Source organism: Autumnicola patrickiae (genome assembly GCF_031846525.1).
Lineage (GTDB): Bacteria > Bacteroidota > Bacteroidia > Flavobacteriales > Flavobacteriaceae > Autumnicola > Autumnicola patrickiae.
In genome coordinates this window covers 1-17,798 of the sequence record NZ_JAVRHM010000005.1, presented here as the reverse complement: position 1 = coordinate 17,798, position 17,798 = coordinate 1, and the positions used below count along the sequence as shown (strand labels likewise).

The 17,798-nt window shown below is 39.0% G+C and carries 11 protein-coding genes and 1 tRNA gene; 6 read left to right on the top strand and 6 right to left on the bottom strand.

The window, feature by feature from the left end:
• Positions 1 to 182 precede the first annotated feature (182 nt).
• From RM549_RS05670 to RM549_RS05660, 3 genes are all read right to left on the bottom strand, one after another.
• A complete protein-coding gene (locus tag RM549_RS05670) occupies positions 183 to 992 on the bottom strand; it encodes a universal stress protein (RefSeq protein WP_311682672.1) in 810 nt (269 codons plus the stop codon).
• Positions 993 to 1,082: 90 nt separating this feature from the next.
• A complete protein-coding gene (locus RM549_RS05665; RefSeq protein ID WP_311682670.1) occupies positions 1,083 to 2,129 on the bottom strand; it encodes a response regulator in 1,047 nt (348 codons plus the stop codon).
• 35 nt (positions 2,130 to 2,164) lie between these two features.
• Positions 2,165 to 3,418, bottom strand: a complete 1,254-nt coding sequence (locus RM549_RS05660) for a sensor histidine kinase (RefSeq protein ID WP_311682669.1) — start codon at positions 3,416 to 3,418, stop codon at positions 2,165 to 2,167.
• A gap of 310 nt (positions 3,419 to 3,728) precedes the next feature.
• Between RM549_RS05660 and RM549_RS05655 the strand changes: the two genes are divergently transcribed.
• The gene (locus RM549_RS05655; RefSeq protein WP_311682667.1) at positions 3,729 to 5,948 is read left to right on the top strand and encodes a CRTAC1 family protein; all 2,220 of its coding nucleotides are present in this window, start codon (positions 3,729 to 3,731) and stop codon (positions 5,946 to 5,948) included.
• A 139-nt stretch (positions 5,949 to 6,087) separates the two neighbouring features.
• Positions 6,088 to 7,011: a DUF6807 family protein gene (locus RM549_RS05650; protein WP_311682666.1), complete on the top strand. Its 924-nt coding sequence runs from the start codon at positions 6,088 to 6,090 to the stop codon at positions 7,009 to 7,011.
• A 72-nt stretch (positions 7,012 to 7,083) separates the two neighbouring features.
• Here the strand turns inward: RM549_RS05650 and RM549_RS05645 are convergent.
• A tRNA-Gln gene (locus tag RM549_RS05645) sits at positions 7,084 to 7,156 on the bottom strand.
• A gap of 326 nt (positions 7,157 to 7,482) precedes the next feature.
• Between RM549_RS05645 and RM549_RS05640 the strand changes: the two genes are divergently transcribed.
• Together RM549_RS05640 and RM549_RS05635 are read left to right on the top strand one after the other, a co-directional pair.
• Positions 7,483 to 10,806 (top strand): glycosyltransferase family 117 protein, encoded by a 3,324-nt coding sequence (locus tag RM549_RS05640; protein WP_311682664.1) that lies wholly within the window; start codon positions 7,483 to 7,485, stop codon positions 10,804 to 10,806.
• Positions 10,807 to 10,957: 151 nt separating this feature from the next.
• Entirely contained in the window at positions 10,958 to 11,620 is a 663-nt protein-coding gene (locus tag RM549_RS05635; protein WP_311682662.1) for a polysaccharide deacetylase family protein, read from the top strand.
• On the opposite strand, the gene RM549_RS05630 is transcribed toward RM549_RS05635, so the two are convergent.
• Entirely contained in the window at positions 11,617 to 11,913 is a 297-nt protein-coding gene (locus tag RM549_RS05630; protein WP_311682660.1) for a thioredoxin family protein, read from the bottom strand. The genes RM549_RS05635 and RM549_RS05630 overlap by 4 nt on opposite strands.
• Positions 11,914 to 11,988: 75 nt before the next feature.
• Complete coding sequence (locus tag RM549_RS05625; RefSeq protein ID WP_311682656.1) at positions 11,989 to 13,212, bottom strand: metallophosphoesterase; 1,224 nt, start codon at positions 13,210 to 13,212, stop codon at positions 11,989 to 11,991.
• Positions 13,213 to 13,513: 301 nt separating this feature from the next.
• Between RM549_RS05625 and RM549_RS05620 the strand changes: the two genes are divergently transcribed.
• Both RM549_RS05620 and polA read left to right on the top strand, forming a co-directional pair.
• Positions 13,514 to 14,824, top strand: a complete 1,311-nt coding sequence (locus RM549_RS05620; RefSeq protein WP_311682654.1) for a sugar MFS transporter — start codon at positions 13,514 to 13,516, stop codon at positions 14,822 to 14,824.
• Positions 14,825 to 14,919: 95 nt separating this feature from the next.
• A complete protein-coding gene (gene polA, locus RM549_RS05615) occupies positions 14,920 to 17,748 on the top strand; it encodes a DNA polymerase I (protein ID WP_311682652.1) in 2,829 nt (942 codons plus the stop codon).
• The last annotated feature ends 50 nt before the right edge of the window (positions 17,749 to 17,798 follow it).

The following is a 17,798-nucleotide window of genomic DNA, read 5'->3' as shown; positions in this document are numbered from 1 at the left end:
GAGACTCTTGCTAATTATCGAAACCTCTAAAATGTCAATTATCGGCCTGTAGTCCCAACTGCGAATAATACAAAACAATTATTTGCTACCGCTGATGGTGATGGTTCTGATACTTTTCCGAAGAAAAAGCACCTCTAAAATGCCAATTATCGGCCTGTAAACCTAATAGCCAGTCTATTTATTTACTCGTGTAATACAAGGATGGGCAAAGAGTTATCTACTTTGGAGCAGAGACCGTAACGATCGTGCAGGAGCTTGTCACATACATTAAGATTTTTACCAATGATCGCAATTATGTCAAATTTGTCCTGAATTTCCATAAGTAAATCCCTGTCAAAAATTGTAGAAGCTTCTATGTCTACATAATCTACAGTTGTTTTCTTTAAATTTGTTGGTAAGGTCTCCTGGATAGAATCTTTATAAGCTTCCAGGGGCAGTGCTTCATTCATCTCAAGTACCGTAATGCGTGAATCCTTTATAAAATCACATTCCTCAATTAATCGAAAAGTCTTTTCCTTAGAAAGGACAGAATAATCTATAGGAAGAATACTGGTTTCCGGTTTGCGGTAAACACTTTTTCCCGGTACCGCTACAATATTACATTTAATCTTTCGTACCACCTCATAAGCATGGTTCCCAAGTATAGGATGGTGCCTTACATCCTGACTGGCTGCACCAATAAAAATAAGATCAATTTTCTTCTCGGCTATACATTTTCGAATTGCGCTTATAAGGTTCTCAGAAGATAATATACTGTGAAATTCCTGACCTGCACTTTGAGAATGGCTTTTAAGCATTCCCAGGCTATGGTGAAGTTGTTTGGAGATGTAAAGCATCTTCTTTTCCAGCGCGACGGGATCTGTTTTGCTAAAATTGAAATCCTGAATATTTAGCACATACACATTCCCGGGCCTGCCGGCCAGATAATCAAGGGCATATTTCCCTGTATTATCTGACACCTCTGAAAAGTCTGTCAGGATTAGTACATTCATCGTTATGGTTCAATAATTTATACAAAACTATAGTAACCATACCCGATTAAAAATGACCAAAATCAGTTACCGGAATTTTCTCTCCGGATTTTACATTATGTTCTTTAGCGCTTGAGAATCAACAAGTTTAATATTTCTACCCTCAATCTCTATTAATCCTTCTTTTTTAAAATCTGAAAGCGTTCTTATAAGACTTTCTGGCGCCATCCCTGCAACACCTGCAAGATCTGCACGCGAAATCCTTATACTTTTTAGAGGATGTTTTTTAATCTTTTCAGCAAAAAGTAAAATAGTATTAGCCGTTTTTTTACGCACAGAACCATAGGCCATTCCCATTAACTGCTCCTTTAATCCTGAAAGATTATTGCTCAAGATTTCCACCAATTCCAGGGTAACCCGGCCATTGTTCGCCAGGATCTTATGCAACTCTTCTTTAGAAACTGCGTAAAGTTGAGTGTCTTCCATTGCAGTGGCAAAATCCTGATATGGGTTTGCATTATTCATAGAAATATTTCCGAAGAAATCATCATCCTTAAAAAGCTCGGTAATAAGTTCTTTGCCCTGGCTATCCATCCTGTGGGCTTTTACCACACCGCGTTTAACGAGGTAAAAGAAGCTGGCCTGCTTGCCCGGTTCATAAATATTCTCACCTTTCCGGAATTCGAGCAACTCATTTTTACTAATAAGACTGCGCAAATCTTCAACTCCATTTAAAGATGAATCTCCAGGTTGTTGTACGTTCTTCTTCTTTTTAAAGGAATTTATGATTGAAACCCTTGCTAGCCGGCTCTCAATTGCACTCAGTAAATCTTCCTCTTCAAAAGGTTTGGTAAGATAATCATCGGCTCCAAGATCCATCCCTTTACGAATATCTTTATGTTCTGTTTTTGCAGAAAGAAAAATAAACGGAATATCTATGGTATCTTCATGTTTACTGAGCTCCTCAAGTACTCCATAGCCATCCATTTCTGGCATCATAATATCACACACAATTACATCTGGAAGAATTTTCTTTGCTTTCTCTACGCCCAGACGTCCATTGGAAGCGGTTTCGATTTCGTAATCTGAAAGTTCCAGCAGTTCTGCCGTATTTTCCCTTACAGTTACATCGTCTTCTATTAGTAATACTTTTTTCATTGTACTCACTTCTTTATATTTTCTTCTGAAAATTTTTATGGCTTTAATATTGGGATTTCTACCGTAAACTTGGTGCCTACGTTTTCCTTACTTTCAAACTTTATACTTCCCCCAAGATTTTCCAGATGGGTATAGGCAATATTAAGTCCAATCCCTGTCCCCTGGTCCAAAAGAGCATTTTCTGCTCTAAAATAACGTTCAAAAATATGCTTTTGGTCTTTCTCCGGAATTCCTATCCCCTGGTCCTGTACTTCAAAAATTACAGAATTTTCTGTTGGAGTGACACGAAAATCAATTAGTGTATTCTCTGGGGAATATTTTATTGAATTTCCGAGCAAATTGGAGAGAATGAGTTCCAGGATTTTTTCGTCGTGGTAAAGCATCATATCTTCAAGATCTTTAGAATAGGTAATCTCCTGTCCGTTCTTTAAAGTAATGTTTGCATTGTAAACCACTTCATTTATCAACCTTTTAAGGCTGAAATTGGTGTATTTATATTGTCCTTTTCCAGCTTCTAATCGTTCTATGGAAAGGAAATCATTCAGGATGTTGTTAAGATAATGAACTTTATTTCTTATGGTCCCTAAATGCTTTTCCCGTTTATCCTGCTGCTCTCCCTTGGTATATTTTTCAGCAAGTGTAGCCGAAGTTAAAATTCCGCTGAGCGGAGTTTTAAATTCATGGGAAACCAGGGAAAGGAACTTTGTCTTTAGCTCGTTAAGTTCCTTTTCCTTTTGCAGGGCATCTTTTATTCTTCGCTCTGCAGCTTTCCTCCTGTTAATTTCATCTTCAAGGTCCAGGTTTAGATGTTGCAATTTTTGGACACTTTCCTGAAGCTCGTGTGTTCTAATCGCAATTTTATCCTCCAGTTTCGTATTAAGTTCTCTTATTTGCCGCTGTGTCTCTATTCGAACACTAATATCAATAATAAGAGACATCACATAATCCTCACCATCTATCTGAAATGGGTTTAAACCAGCTTCAACAGGGAATTGACTGCCGTCCTTTCTTAATCCGTGAAGATCCCTCCCATGTCCCATTTGCCGGTTTTCGCTATTCTTTAAAAATCTCGAAAAGTGCTGACCATGGCTGGGCCGGTAATTCTTAGGAATAAGCAGGTCTAAGGGTTTTCCAGATAATTCTCCCGATTCGTATCCAAACATATGTTCTGCAGCAGTATTTGCAGCAATTACAACTTGCGAAGAATTTACCACGATAATACCTTCAGAAGCAGCTTCAAAAAGGACATTAAAAATATTTTTATTCTGGAAAAACTCGCTTTTAGACACAATATAGGTTTTGCACGAATTTACAAAAGCTTATTCAATTGAAGGAAACACTAAAGCAAAGATTCTGTTTTCTTGTATTCTCTGAATAAGACCTATGTTTAAATTCGGAAAATTTCGGATTTTCATAAATGCTGATTATAAGTGTTGGAAACACAGGTAAGTTTTTAAATTGCATTTTGAAGATCCTACTTGTTTGGAAAAATACATCCAATTTCGATTTCTCTTTTATCTTTGCCTCAATCATGTATCCATAAAGTTTTGTTTTATAATATTAGTAATGAGGACTTAGCGAGGTGCAATACATAATAGCATGAAGTACATTGTAACACTTACAATAGTGTCATTTCTCTTTTTTGTTTCCTGCGACAATAAGGAAACAATGCCTGAGCTACTGGAAAAAACAGCTGACGAGCAATTTTTTGTTCCGGAAAATATTTACGCTTCCTCTGTGAGAGCCACTTATTTTGATAGCATTTCGAAAATAGCTCCTGAAAATCAAAAAGAAAGATACCATCTTAAGAAAGCACGTGCACTTTTATATGCAGGTAAAACCGAAGATGCTATTGTTATTTTAGAAAATTTATGGAAAGCAAGTAACAACGGATTATTGCGGTACAAACTGGATACAGATGAAGAAGATAGTATTGGTCCTTTGCTGGCTTTGGCTTATATGAGAATGGGGGAACAACAAAATTGTATCCATCACCATGATGCCTCGGCATCCTGCATTATTCCTATAAACCCAAAAGGTTTTCACCAGGATCCGAAAGGCTCCAGAAGTGCCATTAAGCTTTATGAAGAATTTTTAACGCAGAATTCGCACGACTATAATAGCATGTGGCTTCTGAATATCGCCTATATGACTTTAGGAGAATATCCTGAAGGTGTACCTGAAAAATGGCTAATCCCCGAAAGTGCATTTGAATCTGAATATCCGCTAAAAAAGTTTGAAGACATTGCCCCAAAACTGGGATTAAACGTCAATGAATTATCGGGAGGCGGTATAGTAGACGATTTCAATAATGATCATCTTTTAGACGTGGTTGTTTCCAGTTGGTTTCCTTCAGATCATCTAAGATATTTTATTAATAACGGAGATGGTAGTTTTTCAGAAAAAACAGAAACTTCTGGCCTGGAACTCGCTACAGGAGGTCTTAATATGGTACAAGCAGATTATAATAATGATGGTTTTCTGGATATTTTTGTACTGCGGGGCGCCTGGATGGGAACTTTAGGCAAACATCCTAATTCGCTTTTAAGAAATAATGGTGATAACACGTTTACAGATGTAACCATAGATGCCGGTTTACTTTCCCTTCATCCCACTCAAACAGCAACCTGGGCAGATTTTAATAATGATGGATGGATAGATTTGTTTATTGGAAATGAATCTGAAAAAGGAAATATACATTCCTGCGAGTTTTATATTAACAATGGCGATGAAACCTTCTCTAATCTTACTACAAGTGCAGGACTCACGGTAAGTACAGATAAGGAACCTTACTATATTAAAGGAGTAACCAGTGGAGATTATAATAATGACGGATGGATGGATATTTATATCTCTACGCTCCAGTCTTCGAGCAAAAATTTATTGTTTCTGAATAGAGGACTTGATGAATCCGGAAATTTAAACTTTGAAGAAGCCGGCTCGCAAATGGGACTGGGAGAGAAAATTTCGAGTTTCCCAACCTGGTCGTTCGACTATAATAACGACGGATGGATGGATATCTTTGTTGCCGGTTACCAAAAGACGAATGCTTATACCATTGTTCCCGATATTGTTAAGGAGTATTTAGGAGAGCCAAACAGAGCAGAAACCATGCGGCTCTACCAGAATAATGGCGGCTCTTTTAAAGATGTTTCGGCTGAGGTTGGCCTGAATAAAATAGGTTATGCTATGGGTTCTAATTATGGAGATCTTGACAACGATGGTTACCCGGATATTTACCTGAGTACAGGGGAAGTAAGCTATGAGTCAATAATCCCAAACAGAGTTTTCAGAAATAACTCCGGAAAAGAATTTCAGGATGTTACCACTGCGGGAGGATTTGGACATATTCAAAAAGGACATGCCGTTTCATTTTCGGACATTGATAATGACGGTGATCAGGAAATCCATGTGGTAATGGGAGGAGCCTATGAAGGTGATAAATTCTTTAATTCGCTTTACGTGAATCCTTATCAGGATGAGAATAACTGGCTAGCCTTAAAACTGGAAGGAACTCAGGCAAACAAGGCTGCCATTGGCAGCAAAATTGAAGTAACAGTTATGGAAGAAGGAACTGTACGTTCTATATTTCATACCATTAGTTCAGGAGGAAGTTTTGGCTGTTCTACGCTAAGGGCGCAAATAGGATTGGGAAAAGCATCAGAAATAATTGAGGTAAAAATACTTTGGGCGGGTAGCGGCAACAATCAAAGTTTCGAAAATCTGAATCTAAACACTTTCTATAAAATAACCGAGAATACGCCTGAAACCGAAGAACTAAATCTCCAACCTATCCAGTTACAGGAAGCCTTTCAGTAGTGGTTTAGTTCGAAGGCCTTAAAAAGTGTATGCCGAAAATTGGCAATTTTCGACTTCCTCCTGAAGTTTGATCTATATTTAAACTTCAGAATCAAGGTTAATTTAAATTCCCGTAATTTTAGAAAATTAAAGCTTCAGAATGATCCGAATTAAACTACTTCTGCTTCTGGCAACAGCCATTCTCGTACCGGAACTACTCAATTCCCAGGAACTGGAATTCAGGGAATCTGAGGAAGGAATTCTGCTTATGGAAAATGAATATCCGCGTTTTTTCTATCAGACAGCGACAAAATCGAAAGATGGAGAATATCCCCGTGCAAATTATATTCATCCGCTTTACGGCCCCAACGGTGAGGTTTTAACCGAAGATTTTCCAGAAGATCATTTACACCACCGCGGAATTTTCTGGAGCTGGCATCAATTATATGTTGAAGGAAAACGAATAGCCGATCCCTGGTTAACCGAAAATATACACTGGGAAGTTCAGAATATTTCTACCAGTATAAATGAGAATACTGCGGAAATAAAAGCTGAAGTTTTTTGGATCCCAACTTCAACTGAAAATGCAGTAATTAAAGAAAATGTATCCATTACTTATGAAAGTCTGGAAGACGGAATCTACACCTTAACCTTCGATTTAAAATTCACCGCGCTGGTCGACGGAGTTGCCATTGGAGGATCTGAAGATGAAAAAGGCTACGGCGGATTTTCTCCCCGGTTTGCCTTACCTGAAAATGTGAGCTTCCACTCCACCTCCGGGAAAATTCAACCTCAAAACCTGCCGGTACAAGCCGGACCATGGATGGAACTGAAAGGCAGTTTTGATCCATCAGAAATAGGACAATTGGGAATAGTAATTATGGGTGAACCGGAGAATTTGCCTTCCTACCAGGGCTGGATCCTTAGAAGTTCTAAGAGCATGCAGAACATGGCTTTCCCGGGAAAAGAAGCTATTGAAATTAAAAAAGGTAAAAGTTTAAATTTCCGAAACCAAATCCTGGTACACTCAGGTCTTTCAACTGACGAAATTGAAACTTACTATAAGGAATTTAGAAATCAGTAGTTTGCTGATTATTAAGTTTTCCGGAAAACAAAAAAACCGAACTCTTTTCAGAATTCGGTTTTACATTTTTTGTTGGCCTACTAGGGCTCGAACCTAGACTCTTCTGGACCAAAACCAGACGTGTTGCCAGTTACACCATAGGCCAATGCTTAAATGCGGATGCAAATTTAAAACAAAGTTCTTTTTACACAAACATTTTCATCAAAATTATCTAAAATATTTTCTTCTTTTTTTAAATCAGCTGTACTGTTGATGTTTACACCTTAAAAGATAAACTAATTTTCCTGTTTTCCATAAAATATTTCCTTTTAAAGGACGTTCATCAGGCATTCGCATATTTATTATTAAATTCGCCACATTAATATAAATTACCTCTCATAGTAATTAAAGAGAAAAAATCAAAAAAATATAAAAATCGAGGCAAGCCTCGGGTAATCATACCCTTTTTAAGGGGATCAACATAACACAAGAATGACAGATTTTAACTTTCGTAAGTGGAACAAAATCCTGGGATGGCTGGTTTTTGTAATTGCACTTACCACTTACACGTTAACCCTGGAACCCACTGCAAGTTTCTGGGATGCAGGAGAATATATCGCTACTTCTGCCAATCTTGAAGTTGGTCACCCCCCGGGAGCACCATTTTATCAAATGATGGGGGCATTCTTTTCCACATTTGCCCCAGATGACAGCCAGGTGGCATTGATGGTAAATTTTATGTCTGGTGTTGCAAGTGCCTTCACTATTCTGTTCATGTTCTGGTCTATTTCCCTCCTTTTGCTAAAGATTGCAGGGCCTGTTTCTAAAATTTCCGCGTCTAAAAAAATGTCGGTTTTAGGCAGCGCTTTTGTTGGGTCACTTGCTTTTACTTTTACTGATAGTTTTTGGTTTAGTGCCGTTGAAGCTGAGGTATATGCAATGGCTTCCTGTTTTATGGCAATTTTATTTTACCTCGGATTGCTTTGGGAAAGGGATATGTTTAAACCTCGTGGCAACCGTTGGGTGATTCTAATTTCTCTGGTAATAGGTCTGTCTTTTGGTGTTCATTTCCTGGGATTGTTAACAATCCCAGCCATTGGATTCCTTTATTTCTTTAAAAACTACAAAAAAGTGACGGTAAAAAACTTTATAATAGCCAACATTGTGGTTGTTGCTGTGTTGCTTTTTGTTTTTAAACTTTTACTGCCTTACACCCTTACATTTTTCTCAGCTTCAGAAATATTTTTTACCAATTCTCTCGGACTTCCTTTTAATACGGGAACAATTATAGCTTTTATCGCTATTGTCGCTGGGTTTTACTTCGGAATCAACTATACCCGCAAAAAGAAGTACTACCAGCTAAATACTTTATTTCTTTGTATTCTTTTTATCCTGATTGGTTTCTCCAGCTGGATGATGCTGCCAATCCGTTCCAACGCTCCAACGGTAATTAACGAAAACAGTCCCGATAATGCACGGGAACTTCTGGCTTATTACAACAGGGAACAATATGGAGAAACTCATCTTTTTTATGGCCCGCAATGGTCAGAAATGTATGCCGGTCTGGATGAAGACAATCCTTACAAAGACGACAAGCCCTATTATGAGAAAGATGAGGAGAAGGGAGAATATGTTATTGTAAATGATTACAAGAACGCCAGGCAAAACCTGGATGATGATCATAAAGCCTTTCTACCACGAATGTGGAGCACCCAGCACGCAGTAAATTATATGGAGTTTACCGGTCCACTGGAATTTACAGTAAAACGTGAGTACCAGGGGGAAGAACAGCTCATGCAGGCTATTAATGAATTCCGGAGAAGCTATAATGCAAACCAGCTGGATACTGAGGAATATCATAACTTCCTGCAGAGGTTTAGTGATTATATAGATGTAGAAAAACCCACTTTTGCATCTAACATCGCGTACTTACTGGAGTACCAGATTGGGTATATGTACTGGCGCTATTTTATGTGGAATTTTGTGGGCCGCCAGGATGACGTGCAGGGGAAATATACTGATTTAAACGGAAACTGGCTAAGCGGCATAGACTTTATTGATGAAATGCACCTGGGGTCTCAGGACGAGCTACCCAGTGATGTAAAAAATAACAAAGCAAGAAATACGTATTATTTCCTTCCGTTGATTTTGGGATTAATAGGCTTGGTATTTCAGTTTAAAAAGGACAAAAATAATTTTTGGGTGCTGCTTGTGTTCTTCCTTTTCACAGGGATAGCGCTAAAAATTTATCTTAATGAGAGGCCCTTTGAGCCACGGGAAAGGGATTATGCCCTTGTTGGTTCTTTTTATGTATTTGCAATATGGATTGGTTTTGGGGTCTATGCTCTTATTGATATGCTCAAAGATTATTTAAAACCCAAACTCGCAGTGCCCATTGTAATTGTAGGTACTTTACTGGCTGTGCCTACCATCATGGCAAGTCAGAACTGGGACGACCATGATAGATCCGGCCGCTATACCGCACTTGCAATGGCCAAAATGTACCTGGATTCTGTGGAGGAAAACGGAATTATTTTTACTATTGGTGATAATGACACCTTTGCGTTATGGTATATACAGCAGGTGGAGAAATACAGAACAGATGTAAGGGTTATTAATACCAGCCTCTTTGCGACCGACTGGTACATCGACCAGATGAAGCGCAAGGCTTTTGAAAGTGATCCAATCCCATCCCAACTGGACCATGATTTCTACACAGGAAAAAATGATGCAATCTTCTTTAGTGAACGAACCTCTGATACGCTGTCTATCAAGCTCTGGATGAACTACATTGAAAGTGACGACGAACGCACCCAGGCAGAGCTTAGAGGTGGACAAACGATTAACACCTTCCCTACCCAAAATGTAAGAATCCCTGTGGATAAGCAGAAAGTTCTTCAAAATGGAATTGTACAGGAAGATGAAAGCGATCAAATTGTAGATCATATAGACATCCATATCGATCAAAGTGTCTTGTACAAGAACAGATTAATGATGTTAGATATAATTGCCAACAACGATTGGGAACGTCCAATTTATTTTACCGGAGGCAGTTTTGGAGACGAAGATTACCTTTGGATGAAGGATTACCTGCAACTGGAAGGAGTGGCCTATAAGCTCGTACCTATCCGTACCCCCGTTAATCCACGAAATCCGTTTGATATGGGTAGGGTGAATACCGAGAAGATGTACAATATTGTGAAAAACTGGGATTGGGGTAATATGGGAGATCCCGATATCTACCATGATCCCGAAACCCGCAAAAATGCGATTACCTACAGAAGCAATCTCGCCCGACTGGTAGAAAATCTTTTACAGGAACAGGATACATCGGCTGCTAAAGAAATTCTGGATTTAGGAATAGAAAAAATGCCAATTGATTATTACGGGTACTATTCCCTTGTAGAACCTTTTATTGAAGGTTATTACGAAGTAAATGAAGTAGAAAAAGCCAGGGCTCTTTGGGAGCAAATAGCTGCAAAATATCAGGAGAACCTCAGATATTACCAAACCTGGGACAGGGACAGGCAATATCGTTATGCAAATGAAATTATAACAGATATTGAGAGATACCGTTCCCTTGTAGATATCCTGGTAAGACAACAGGACGAGGAAATCGTAAAGGAAAAGGCAGATGAGTATAATGAATATCTGCGACTGTTCCGACATTTTTATGCTGAAGATGAAGAAATAGATACTGATGCCGGTCCTTCGCAGCAATTAATTGAAGAGCAGTTTGACCGTGAAATTAATCCGCAGCAGGGAATAGATACTTTTTCTGAAGAATTTCCAGCAGAAGCGGAAGAACTTCAGTAGTAAAGAAAACTTCAGCCATGATCCAAAATTGTTTCATGGCTGAATTATTTCACTTCAGAATGAAACGAGCTTTATTATTATAGCAGGTCGATATTTGCCATTTTTGAAGGTGCTCCTAAAATTCACAAATTCATCTTCCACAGAAATTAACATGAATAAATTTCTGGTAAAATATCCTTCAGTTCTAAAGCGGCTTTACCCCCGCAGATGGACAAAACTGCAAACCTCAAAGAGTATTTACCTCACTTTTGATGACGGACCAATTCCTGAAGTTACTCCCTGGGTTTTGGATCTTTTAAAGGAATATAATGCGCACGCCACCTTCTTTTGTATTGGTGATAATGTGAAAAAGCATCCCGAAATCTTTGAAAGAATACTTACCGAAGGGCATACTGTGGGAAATCATACTTTTAATCACCTGGACGGCTGGAAAACTTCAACTTCAGCATATATTGAGAACGTTCTTGAAGCTGAAGAAGTAATGAACTTTGAAGGAAAAGAACGTTTCCAAACTCCTCACTCTGAACTACAAACTCTCAAACTTTTTCGCCCTCCCTACGGAAGGATCAAAAACAGTCAGGCACGAAAATTGGCAAATATGGGCTATCAGTTAGTGATGTGGGATGTGATAAGTTGGGATTTCGATGCTAATGTATCTGAGGAAGACTGTTTAAAAAATGTTTTAGATAATTCAGAAAAAGGTAGCATTATCGTTTTTCACGATAGCAGAAAAGCCTTTAAAAACCTTCAAAAAGTACTGCCGCAGGTGCTGGAATATTACAAAAACAAGAACTTCAGCTTTAAAAAGCTTTAGACGTATTCTTTTAAAAGGCCAATGATTGTGTTGGCATCCTGTTCCCCACTCTGCCTCCACTTCATTTCGCCGTTTTTATAGATCATTAATGTTGGAAGGGCTTTTACACGAAGAGCTTCAGCCAGTTGGGCATTTTTGTCTACATCAATTTTTATCACTTTGGCCTTATCGCCAAGTGCGGCTGCAACATCTCTTAAAACCGGATGCATTGCTTTAGAAGCATCATTCCATTCAGTATAAAAATCTAACAACACAGGGATGTTTAGATCTACCAGTTCACCAAATTTTGACATAAAATCAAGCTTTTATCACAATTAGATTTGTATACCATACATGCCGGCATACTCAAATATAGTAAATTCTAATTATTATGCAGGTTTAGGACCTTTTTTCAGTTCAATAACACTAATTTCTGGCCATATTCCAACACGCCCGGGATAAGCAAGGAATCCAAAGCCGCGATTTACATTTAAAACCCTTCCCATTTCTTCATATATCCCTCCCCAATGCTCGTAGCGATACTGCACAGGGCTCCACTGGAACCAGCCGGGAATTTCTATCCCAAACTGCATCCCGTGAGTGTGGCCGCTAAGGGTTAACTGGAAATGTTTCTCGTCTGTCCGCACTTTCTCATCCCAATGCGAAGGATCATGACTAAGCAGAATTTTAAAATCTTTAGCTGTTAAACCTTCAGAAGCCTTGTCGAGATCTCCGTTTTTCTTGAATCCACCGGCTCCCCAGTTTTCAACTCCAACAAGTGCAATCCGTTCGCCATTCTTCTCCAGGAAACGGTGTTCATTCAGCATCAGGTTCCAGCCCATCTCTGCATGAGTATTCTTTAGAGCCTGAAGATTTTCCCTTTTTGCAGCTGCACTTCCCCAGTTTTTATAATCTCCGTAATCGTGGTTTCCGAGGATGGAAAAAACTCCGTCACGCGCTTTTACAGTCGAAAATAAATCTTTCCAGTCTTCCATTTCAGATGCTACATCATTTACAAGATCACCAGTAAAAAACACTACGTCGCTATCCTGTTCTCTTAACAAATCGACGCCATATTTAATTTTTTCGGGATTATCAAAGCTCCCGCTATGTACATCACTAATCTGGCTAATCCTGTACCCGTCAAAAGCTTCGGGAAGATCATCAAAGTACAACGTATACTTCAAAACACGGAAATCGTACCTGCCTTTATACATTCCGTAGAGCATAGAAGCAAAAGGAATGGCAGCCAGCCCAAGCGCAATCTGACTAATAAACTTCCTTCGTGAAGGCAAATTAAAGTCAGTGCCCGAATTTGCCAATTTTCGACCTCCACCTACAAAAAGCCTCACGATATCCTCCCCAAACATAAAAATAAAGAAAATGAGTTTAGGCACAAAAAAGACAAGGAAGAAGCCTACTGCATAAGAACGTGCACCGGCCCAACCGTCTCCTTCTCCATTGTTAAACTGATAAAGAAGGTTTGCCAGCACCCCAAGGGAAAGGAACAGGTAAATATAATAGATCCAGGAATACTTACTTACGGTTTTAAAAACCTGATAGGAGTAAATATCCAGCAGGACATAGATAACAATAAAAATAATCCAACGCATTGGCCAGTGTGATTTTTGCGCGAATATAGCTCTAATCCCTCTGTATAACTGCCGATTATAGTTAATTTATCTAATACCATCATAGGCCTTTCAAATGCTTCTGCCAACAAACCAAAAATCTTTAGCATCTTTCAAAACTCTTTTAATTTGATTATCTAAAGTCATAGATGTACTTTCGCCCGACTTAAAACTTAAAACCATTTGCATTTTTCAGAACCCGATAATTAAAGATTTTTTGAAAGATGCTTCCTAAACATAGCATTAATTCTAAGCGAAAAATCGATCTAATCCATACTTAACGATGAATCAAAAAAAAACCAATCGTACCGCGTTCATATTTTTAACCATCCTCTTCTTTCTATGGGGTTTTATCACTGTACTGGTAGATTCATTAATTCCGCGTTTACGGGAAGTTTTCACGCTTAGCTATTTTCAGGCTGGAATGGTGCAATTTGCATTTTTTGGAGCCTATTTACTATTGTCTATTCCCGCGGGATATATTTTGTCAAAAATCGGTTACAAAAGAGGAATCATACTTGGCCTGCTGACTATGGCAGTGGGTTGTCTGCTTTTTTATCCGGCTGCATCCTATAGGATTTTTGGAGTTTTTATGCTTGGATATTTTATCCTCGCAGGCGGAATTACAATTTTACAGGTGGCTGCTAATCCTTATGTAACCATACTTGGTCCGGAAAAATCTGCTTCTAGCCGACTAAATCTTTCACAAGCTTTTAATTCTCTCGGGACAGCTATTGCGCCAATTATTGGAGCACTTTTTATCTTAAGTGACAAAGTAATGTCTACCGATGAAATTGCTTTTATGACTGAAGCCGAACAACAAAAATATTATATTTCTGAAGCTGCTACAGTACAAACTCCTTTTCTGGGGATTGCAGTTTTTATAATTCTTATAGCCGTGGTTTTTCTTTTTGTAAAACTTCCAAAAATTGGAGATACAGCCGCATCCAACGACTACCGAAAAGTACTTAAGAACAAGAATGTCATTCTTGGTGCAGTTGCCATTTTCTTCTACGTAGGTGCAGAAGTTGCACTGGGGAGTTATATGGTAAATTATTTTCTAAGCCTGGAATTATCTGAAACTATCCGCGATACACCATTCATGCGGAATATTGCAGAATGGACGCTGAATTCTGGATTAGCTGAAGCAAGCAGTATGGCCATTGTAGGCGTTTTTGTTACCTTTTACTGGACAGGTGCAATGGTGGGCAGGTTTATTGGTTCTTACCTTACAAGTATTATGAATCCCGCTGTAGTGCTGAGTATATTTGCATCCTGCGCAATCGCACTTTTAGTAATAACCAACTTTAGTACAGGTCTTTTGGCGATGTGGACAATTATTGCAATTGGATTTTTTAATTCCATTGTCTTCCCAACTATTTTTAGTCTTGCTCTCGACGGGCTGGGAGACGATAAGCCACAGGGATCGGGAATCCTTTGTACAATGATAATGGGAGGGGCAATCATACCTCCGGCATTTGGCTATCTAATAGACAATTTTAGCTTTAAAGTTGCTTTTCTACTCGTGATATTTTGCTATCTCTATGTTCTATACTTTGGCTACCGAAATAAGCGCCGGCAGGTGGCAATTTAATTCTCTTAAAGCCGTTCATTTCTGAATGGCTTTTCTTTTATATGACATTATCTTTGTAGTTTTGAAATATTCTGTAAATAACATCCAAACTATATATGTCCGCTCAAAAACGCTTATTCTTACTTGACGCATACGCACTTATTTTCCGTGGTTATTATGCTTTTATAAAAAATCCAAGGATTAATTCTAAAGGTTTTGACACTTCAGCAATTATGGGATTTACCAATTCGCTGTTTGATGTTATTCGGCGTGAAAAACCAGATCATCTCGCGGTATGTTTTGACAAAGAAGGCAGCGAAGTAAGAAAGGAAATGTTTAGCGAATACAAAGCCAATCGCGATGCCACGCCGGAGCCAATAATGCAGGCAATTCCTATAATCCAGGATATCCTGAAAGCAATGCATATTCCGGTAGTGGTACTTCCCGGTTGCGAGGCCGACGATATTATTGGAACGCTGGCGCAACAAGCTGAAAAAGAAGATTACAAGGTTTTTATGGTAACTCCCGATAAGGACTTTGCACAGCTGGTTACCGAAAATATTTTTATGTACCGCCCTGCAAGAATGGGAAATGGTATTGAAATATGGGGAATTCCTGAAGTTCAGAAGAAATTTGGGGTAGAGCGTCCCGAGCAGGTGATCGATTTCCTTGGGATGATGGGCGATGCTGTTGATAATATTCCAGGCCTTCCGGGGGTGGGCGAAAAAACTGCTAAGAAATTTCTGAAGGAATTCGGCAGTATGGAAGAACTGCTCGCCAACACCGCAAAGCTAAAAGGCAAAATGCGCGAAAAGGTAGAAGCCCATGCAGAACAGGGAATCCTTTCCAAAAAACTCGCTGCAATTATAACGGACTGTGATGTAAAATTTCATGCTGAAGATTATCAACTTTCGATGCCTGACGCTGAAAAAGTGCAGGAAATTTTTGATGAGCTGGAGTTTAGAAGACTGAAGGATCAGTTTCTGAAGTTGTTTAGTGGGGAAGAAGATCATCCACAAACACAGGTTACCAATTCCCCTTCAGCAAAGCAGAATGCACAGGTGGCGGGAGCCGGACAGTTCTCTCTTTTTGGATCTGGAGATGCAGAAAAGATTGAGCCTACTTCTGGCAGAAAATCTTTAGAAGATACAGCGCACGTTTATCAAAGCTTAAGCACAGGAATGGCACGCACACTTTTTCTTCAGAATTTAATGAAGCAACAGAGCGTAAGTTTCGATACCCAGACTACAAGCACCAATCCAATGGATGCAGAACTTGTAGGGATCGCCTTTTCCTGGGAAACCGGAAAAGGTTTTTACCTCCCGTTTCCTGAAGATACTAATGAAGCGCAACAGCTTATTGAAGAACTACGGCCCTTCTTTGAAAACGAAAACACCGAAAAAATTGGTCAGAATTTAAAGTATGACATTAAAGTAATGGCCCGGTATGGCATCGAAATCAAGGGAAAACTTTTTGATACGATGATTGCCCATTACCTGATAAACCCGGATATGCGCCACAATATGGATATCCTGGCAGAAACTTACCTCAATTATTCTCCGCAGCCCATATCTGAAGTTGTTGGTAAAAAAGGAAAAAATCAGAAGACTATGCGGGACATTCCGCTGGATCGCCAGTGTGAATACGCTGTAGAAGATGCAGATGTTATCCTTCAGCTTAAGCAGTTTTTTGAAAAGGAACTTAATGAGGCAAACACGCGGAAATTATTTAATGAAATTGAAATTCCGCTGGTTAAAGTTCTTGCCGAAATGGAACTGGAAGGAATTAACCTTGACGAAAAATTTCTTAATTCCCTTTCCGAAGCACTCGATAAAGACATTAAAGAGCTGGAAGAAAAAATCTATTCTGATGCGGGGGAAGAATTTAATATTGGTTCTCCCAAACAATTAGGAATTATTCTTTTTGAAAAAATGGAGCTGGTAAAGAAACCTAAAAAGACTAAAACAGGACAATACTCCACCAGCGAAGATGTACTTTCTGTATTAGCCAAAGATCACGATATTATTCAGCGTGTCCTGGATTACCGCGGACTTGTAAAATTAAAAAATACTTATATAGATGCTCTCCCCGGGCAAATCGAAAAATCCACAGGCCGCGTACATACAGATTATGTGCAGACAATTGCCGCTACTGGTAGGTTAAGCTCTAATAACCCTAACCTTCAGAATATCCCTATAAGGACAGAAAGAGGCCGGGAGGTGAGAAAAGCATTTGTCCCAAGGGATGAAAATTATATTTTACTGGCTGCCGATTATTCCCAGATTGAATTACGGATTATTGCTGCACTTAGCCAGGAAGAAACAATGGTTAAAGCATTCAAGGAAGGAGAAGATATCCATGCTTCTACAGCTGCAAATGTTTTTAATGTACCTATTGAAGAAGTGACGCGCGAACAGAGAAGCAATGCGAAAACTGTAAATTTTGGTATTATATATGGAGTTTCCGCTTTTGGCCTTAGCAATCAAACCAGCCTAAGTAGATCTGAATCCAAAGAGTTAATTGACACTTATTATAAGACTTATCCTAAACTGAGCAATTTTATTAGTGAACAGGTAGAATTCGCAAGAGAGAACGGATATGTCCAGACGGTTTTAGGTAGAAGAAGGTATCTGAAAGATATAAATTCGCAGAATGCAATGGTAAGAGGAGCTGCGGAAAGAAATGCCGTTAATGCACCAATCCAGGGAAGCGCTGCCGACATCATTAAACTAGCTATGATCAACATCCACAAAAAGCTGAAGGAAAAGAAGTACAAAACTAAAATGCTCCTACAGGTACATGATGAACTTGTTTTTGATGTTTACAAGTCAGAACTGGAAGAAATCAAAAAAATGATCAAGCATGAAATGGAAAATGCGTTTAAGCTGGAAGTACCGTTAGATGTAGATCTTGGAGAAGGACAAAATTGGCTGGAAGCTCATTAATTAAAAAAGCCCTCCCAGAACTGAATCTGCGAGGGCTTTCTACTAACAAC

Coding starts and splice junctions, on each gene's coding strand:
- RM549_RS05670 (WP_311682672.1), bottom strand. CDS start 992: ATGAATGTACTAATCCTGACAGACTTTTCAGAGGTGTCAGATAATACA.
- RM549_RS05665 (WP_311682670.1), bottom strand. CDS start 2,129: ATGAAAAAAGTATTACTAATAGAAGACGATGTAACTGTAAGGGAAAAT.
- RM549_RS05655 (WP_311682667.1), top strand. CDS start 3,729: ATGAAGTACATTGTAACACTTACAATAGTGTCATTTCTCTTTTTTGTT.
- RM549_RS05650 (WP_311682666.1), top strand. CDS start 6,088: ATGATCCGAATTAAACTACTTCTGCTTCTGGCAACAGCCATTCTCGTA.
- RM549_RS05640 (WP_311682664.1), top strand. CDS start 7,483: ATGACAGATTTTAACTTTCGTAAGTGGAACAAAATCCTGGGATGGCTG.
- RM549_RS05635 (WP_311682662.1), top strand. CDS start 10,958: ATGAATAAATTTCTGGTAAAATATCCTTCAGTTCTAAAGCGGCTTTAC.
- RM549_RS05630 (WP_311682660.1), bottom strand. CDS start 11,913: ATGTCAAAATTTGGTGAACTGGTAGATCTAAACATCCCTGTGTTGTTA.
- RM549_RS05625 (WP_311682656.1), bottom strand. CDS start 13,212: ATGCGTTGGATTATTTTTATTGTTATCTATGTCCTGCTGGATATTTAC.
- RM549_RS05620 (WP_311682654.1), top strand. CDS start 13,514: ATGAATCAAAAAAAAACCAATCGTACCGCGTTCATATTTTTAACCATC.
- polA (WP_311682652.1), top strand. CDS start 14,920: ATGTCCGCTCAAAAACGCTTATTCTTACTTGACGCATACGCACTTATT.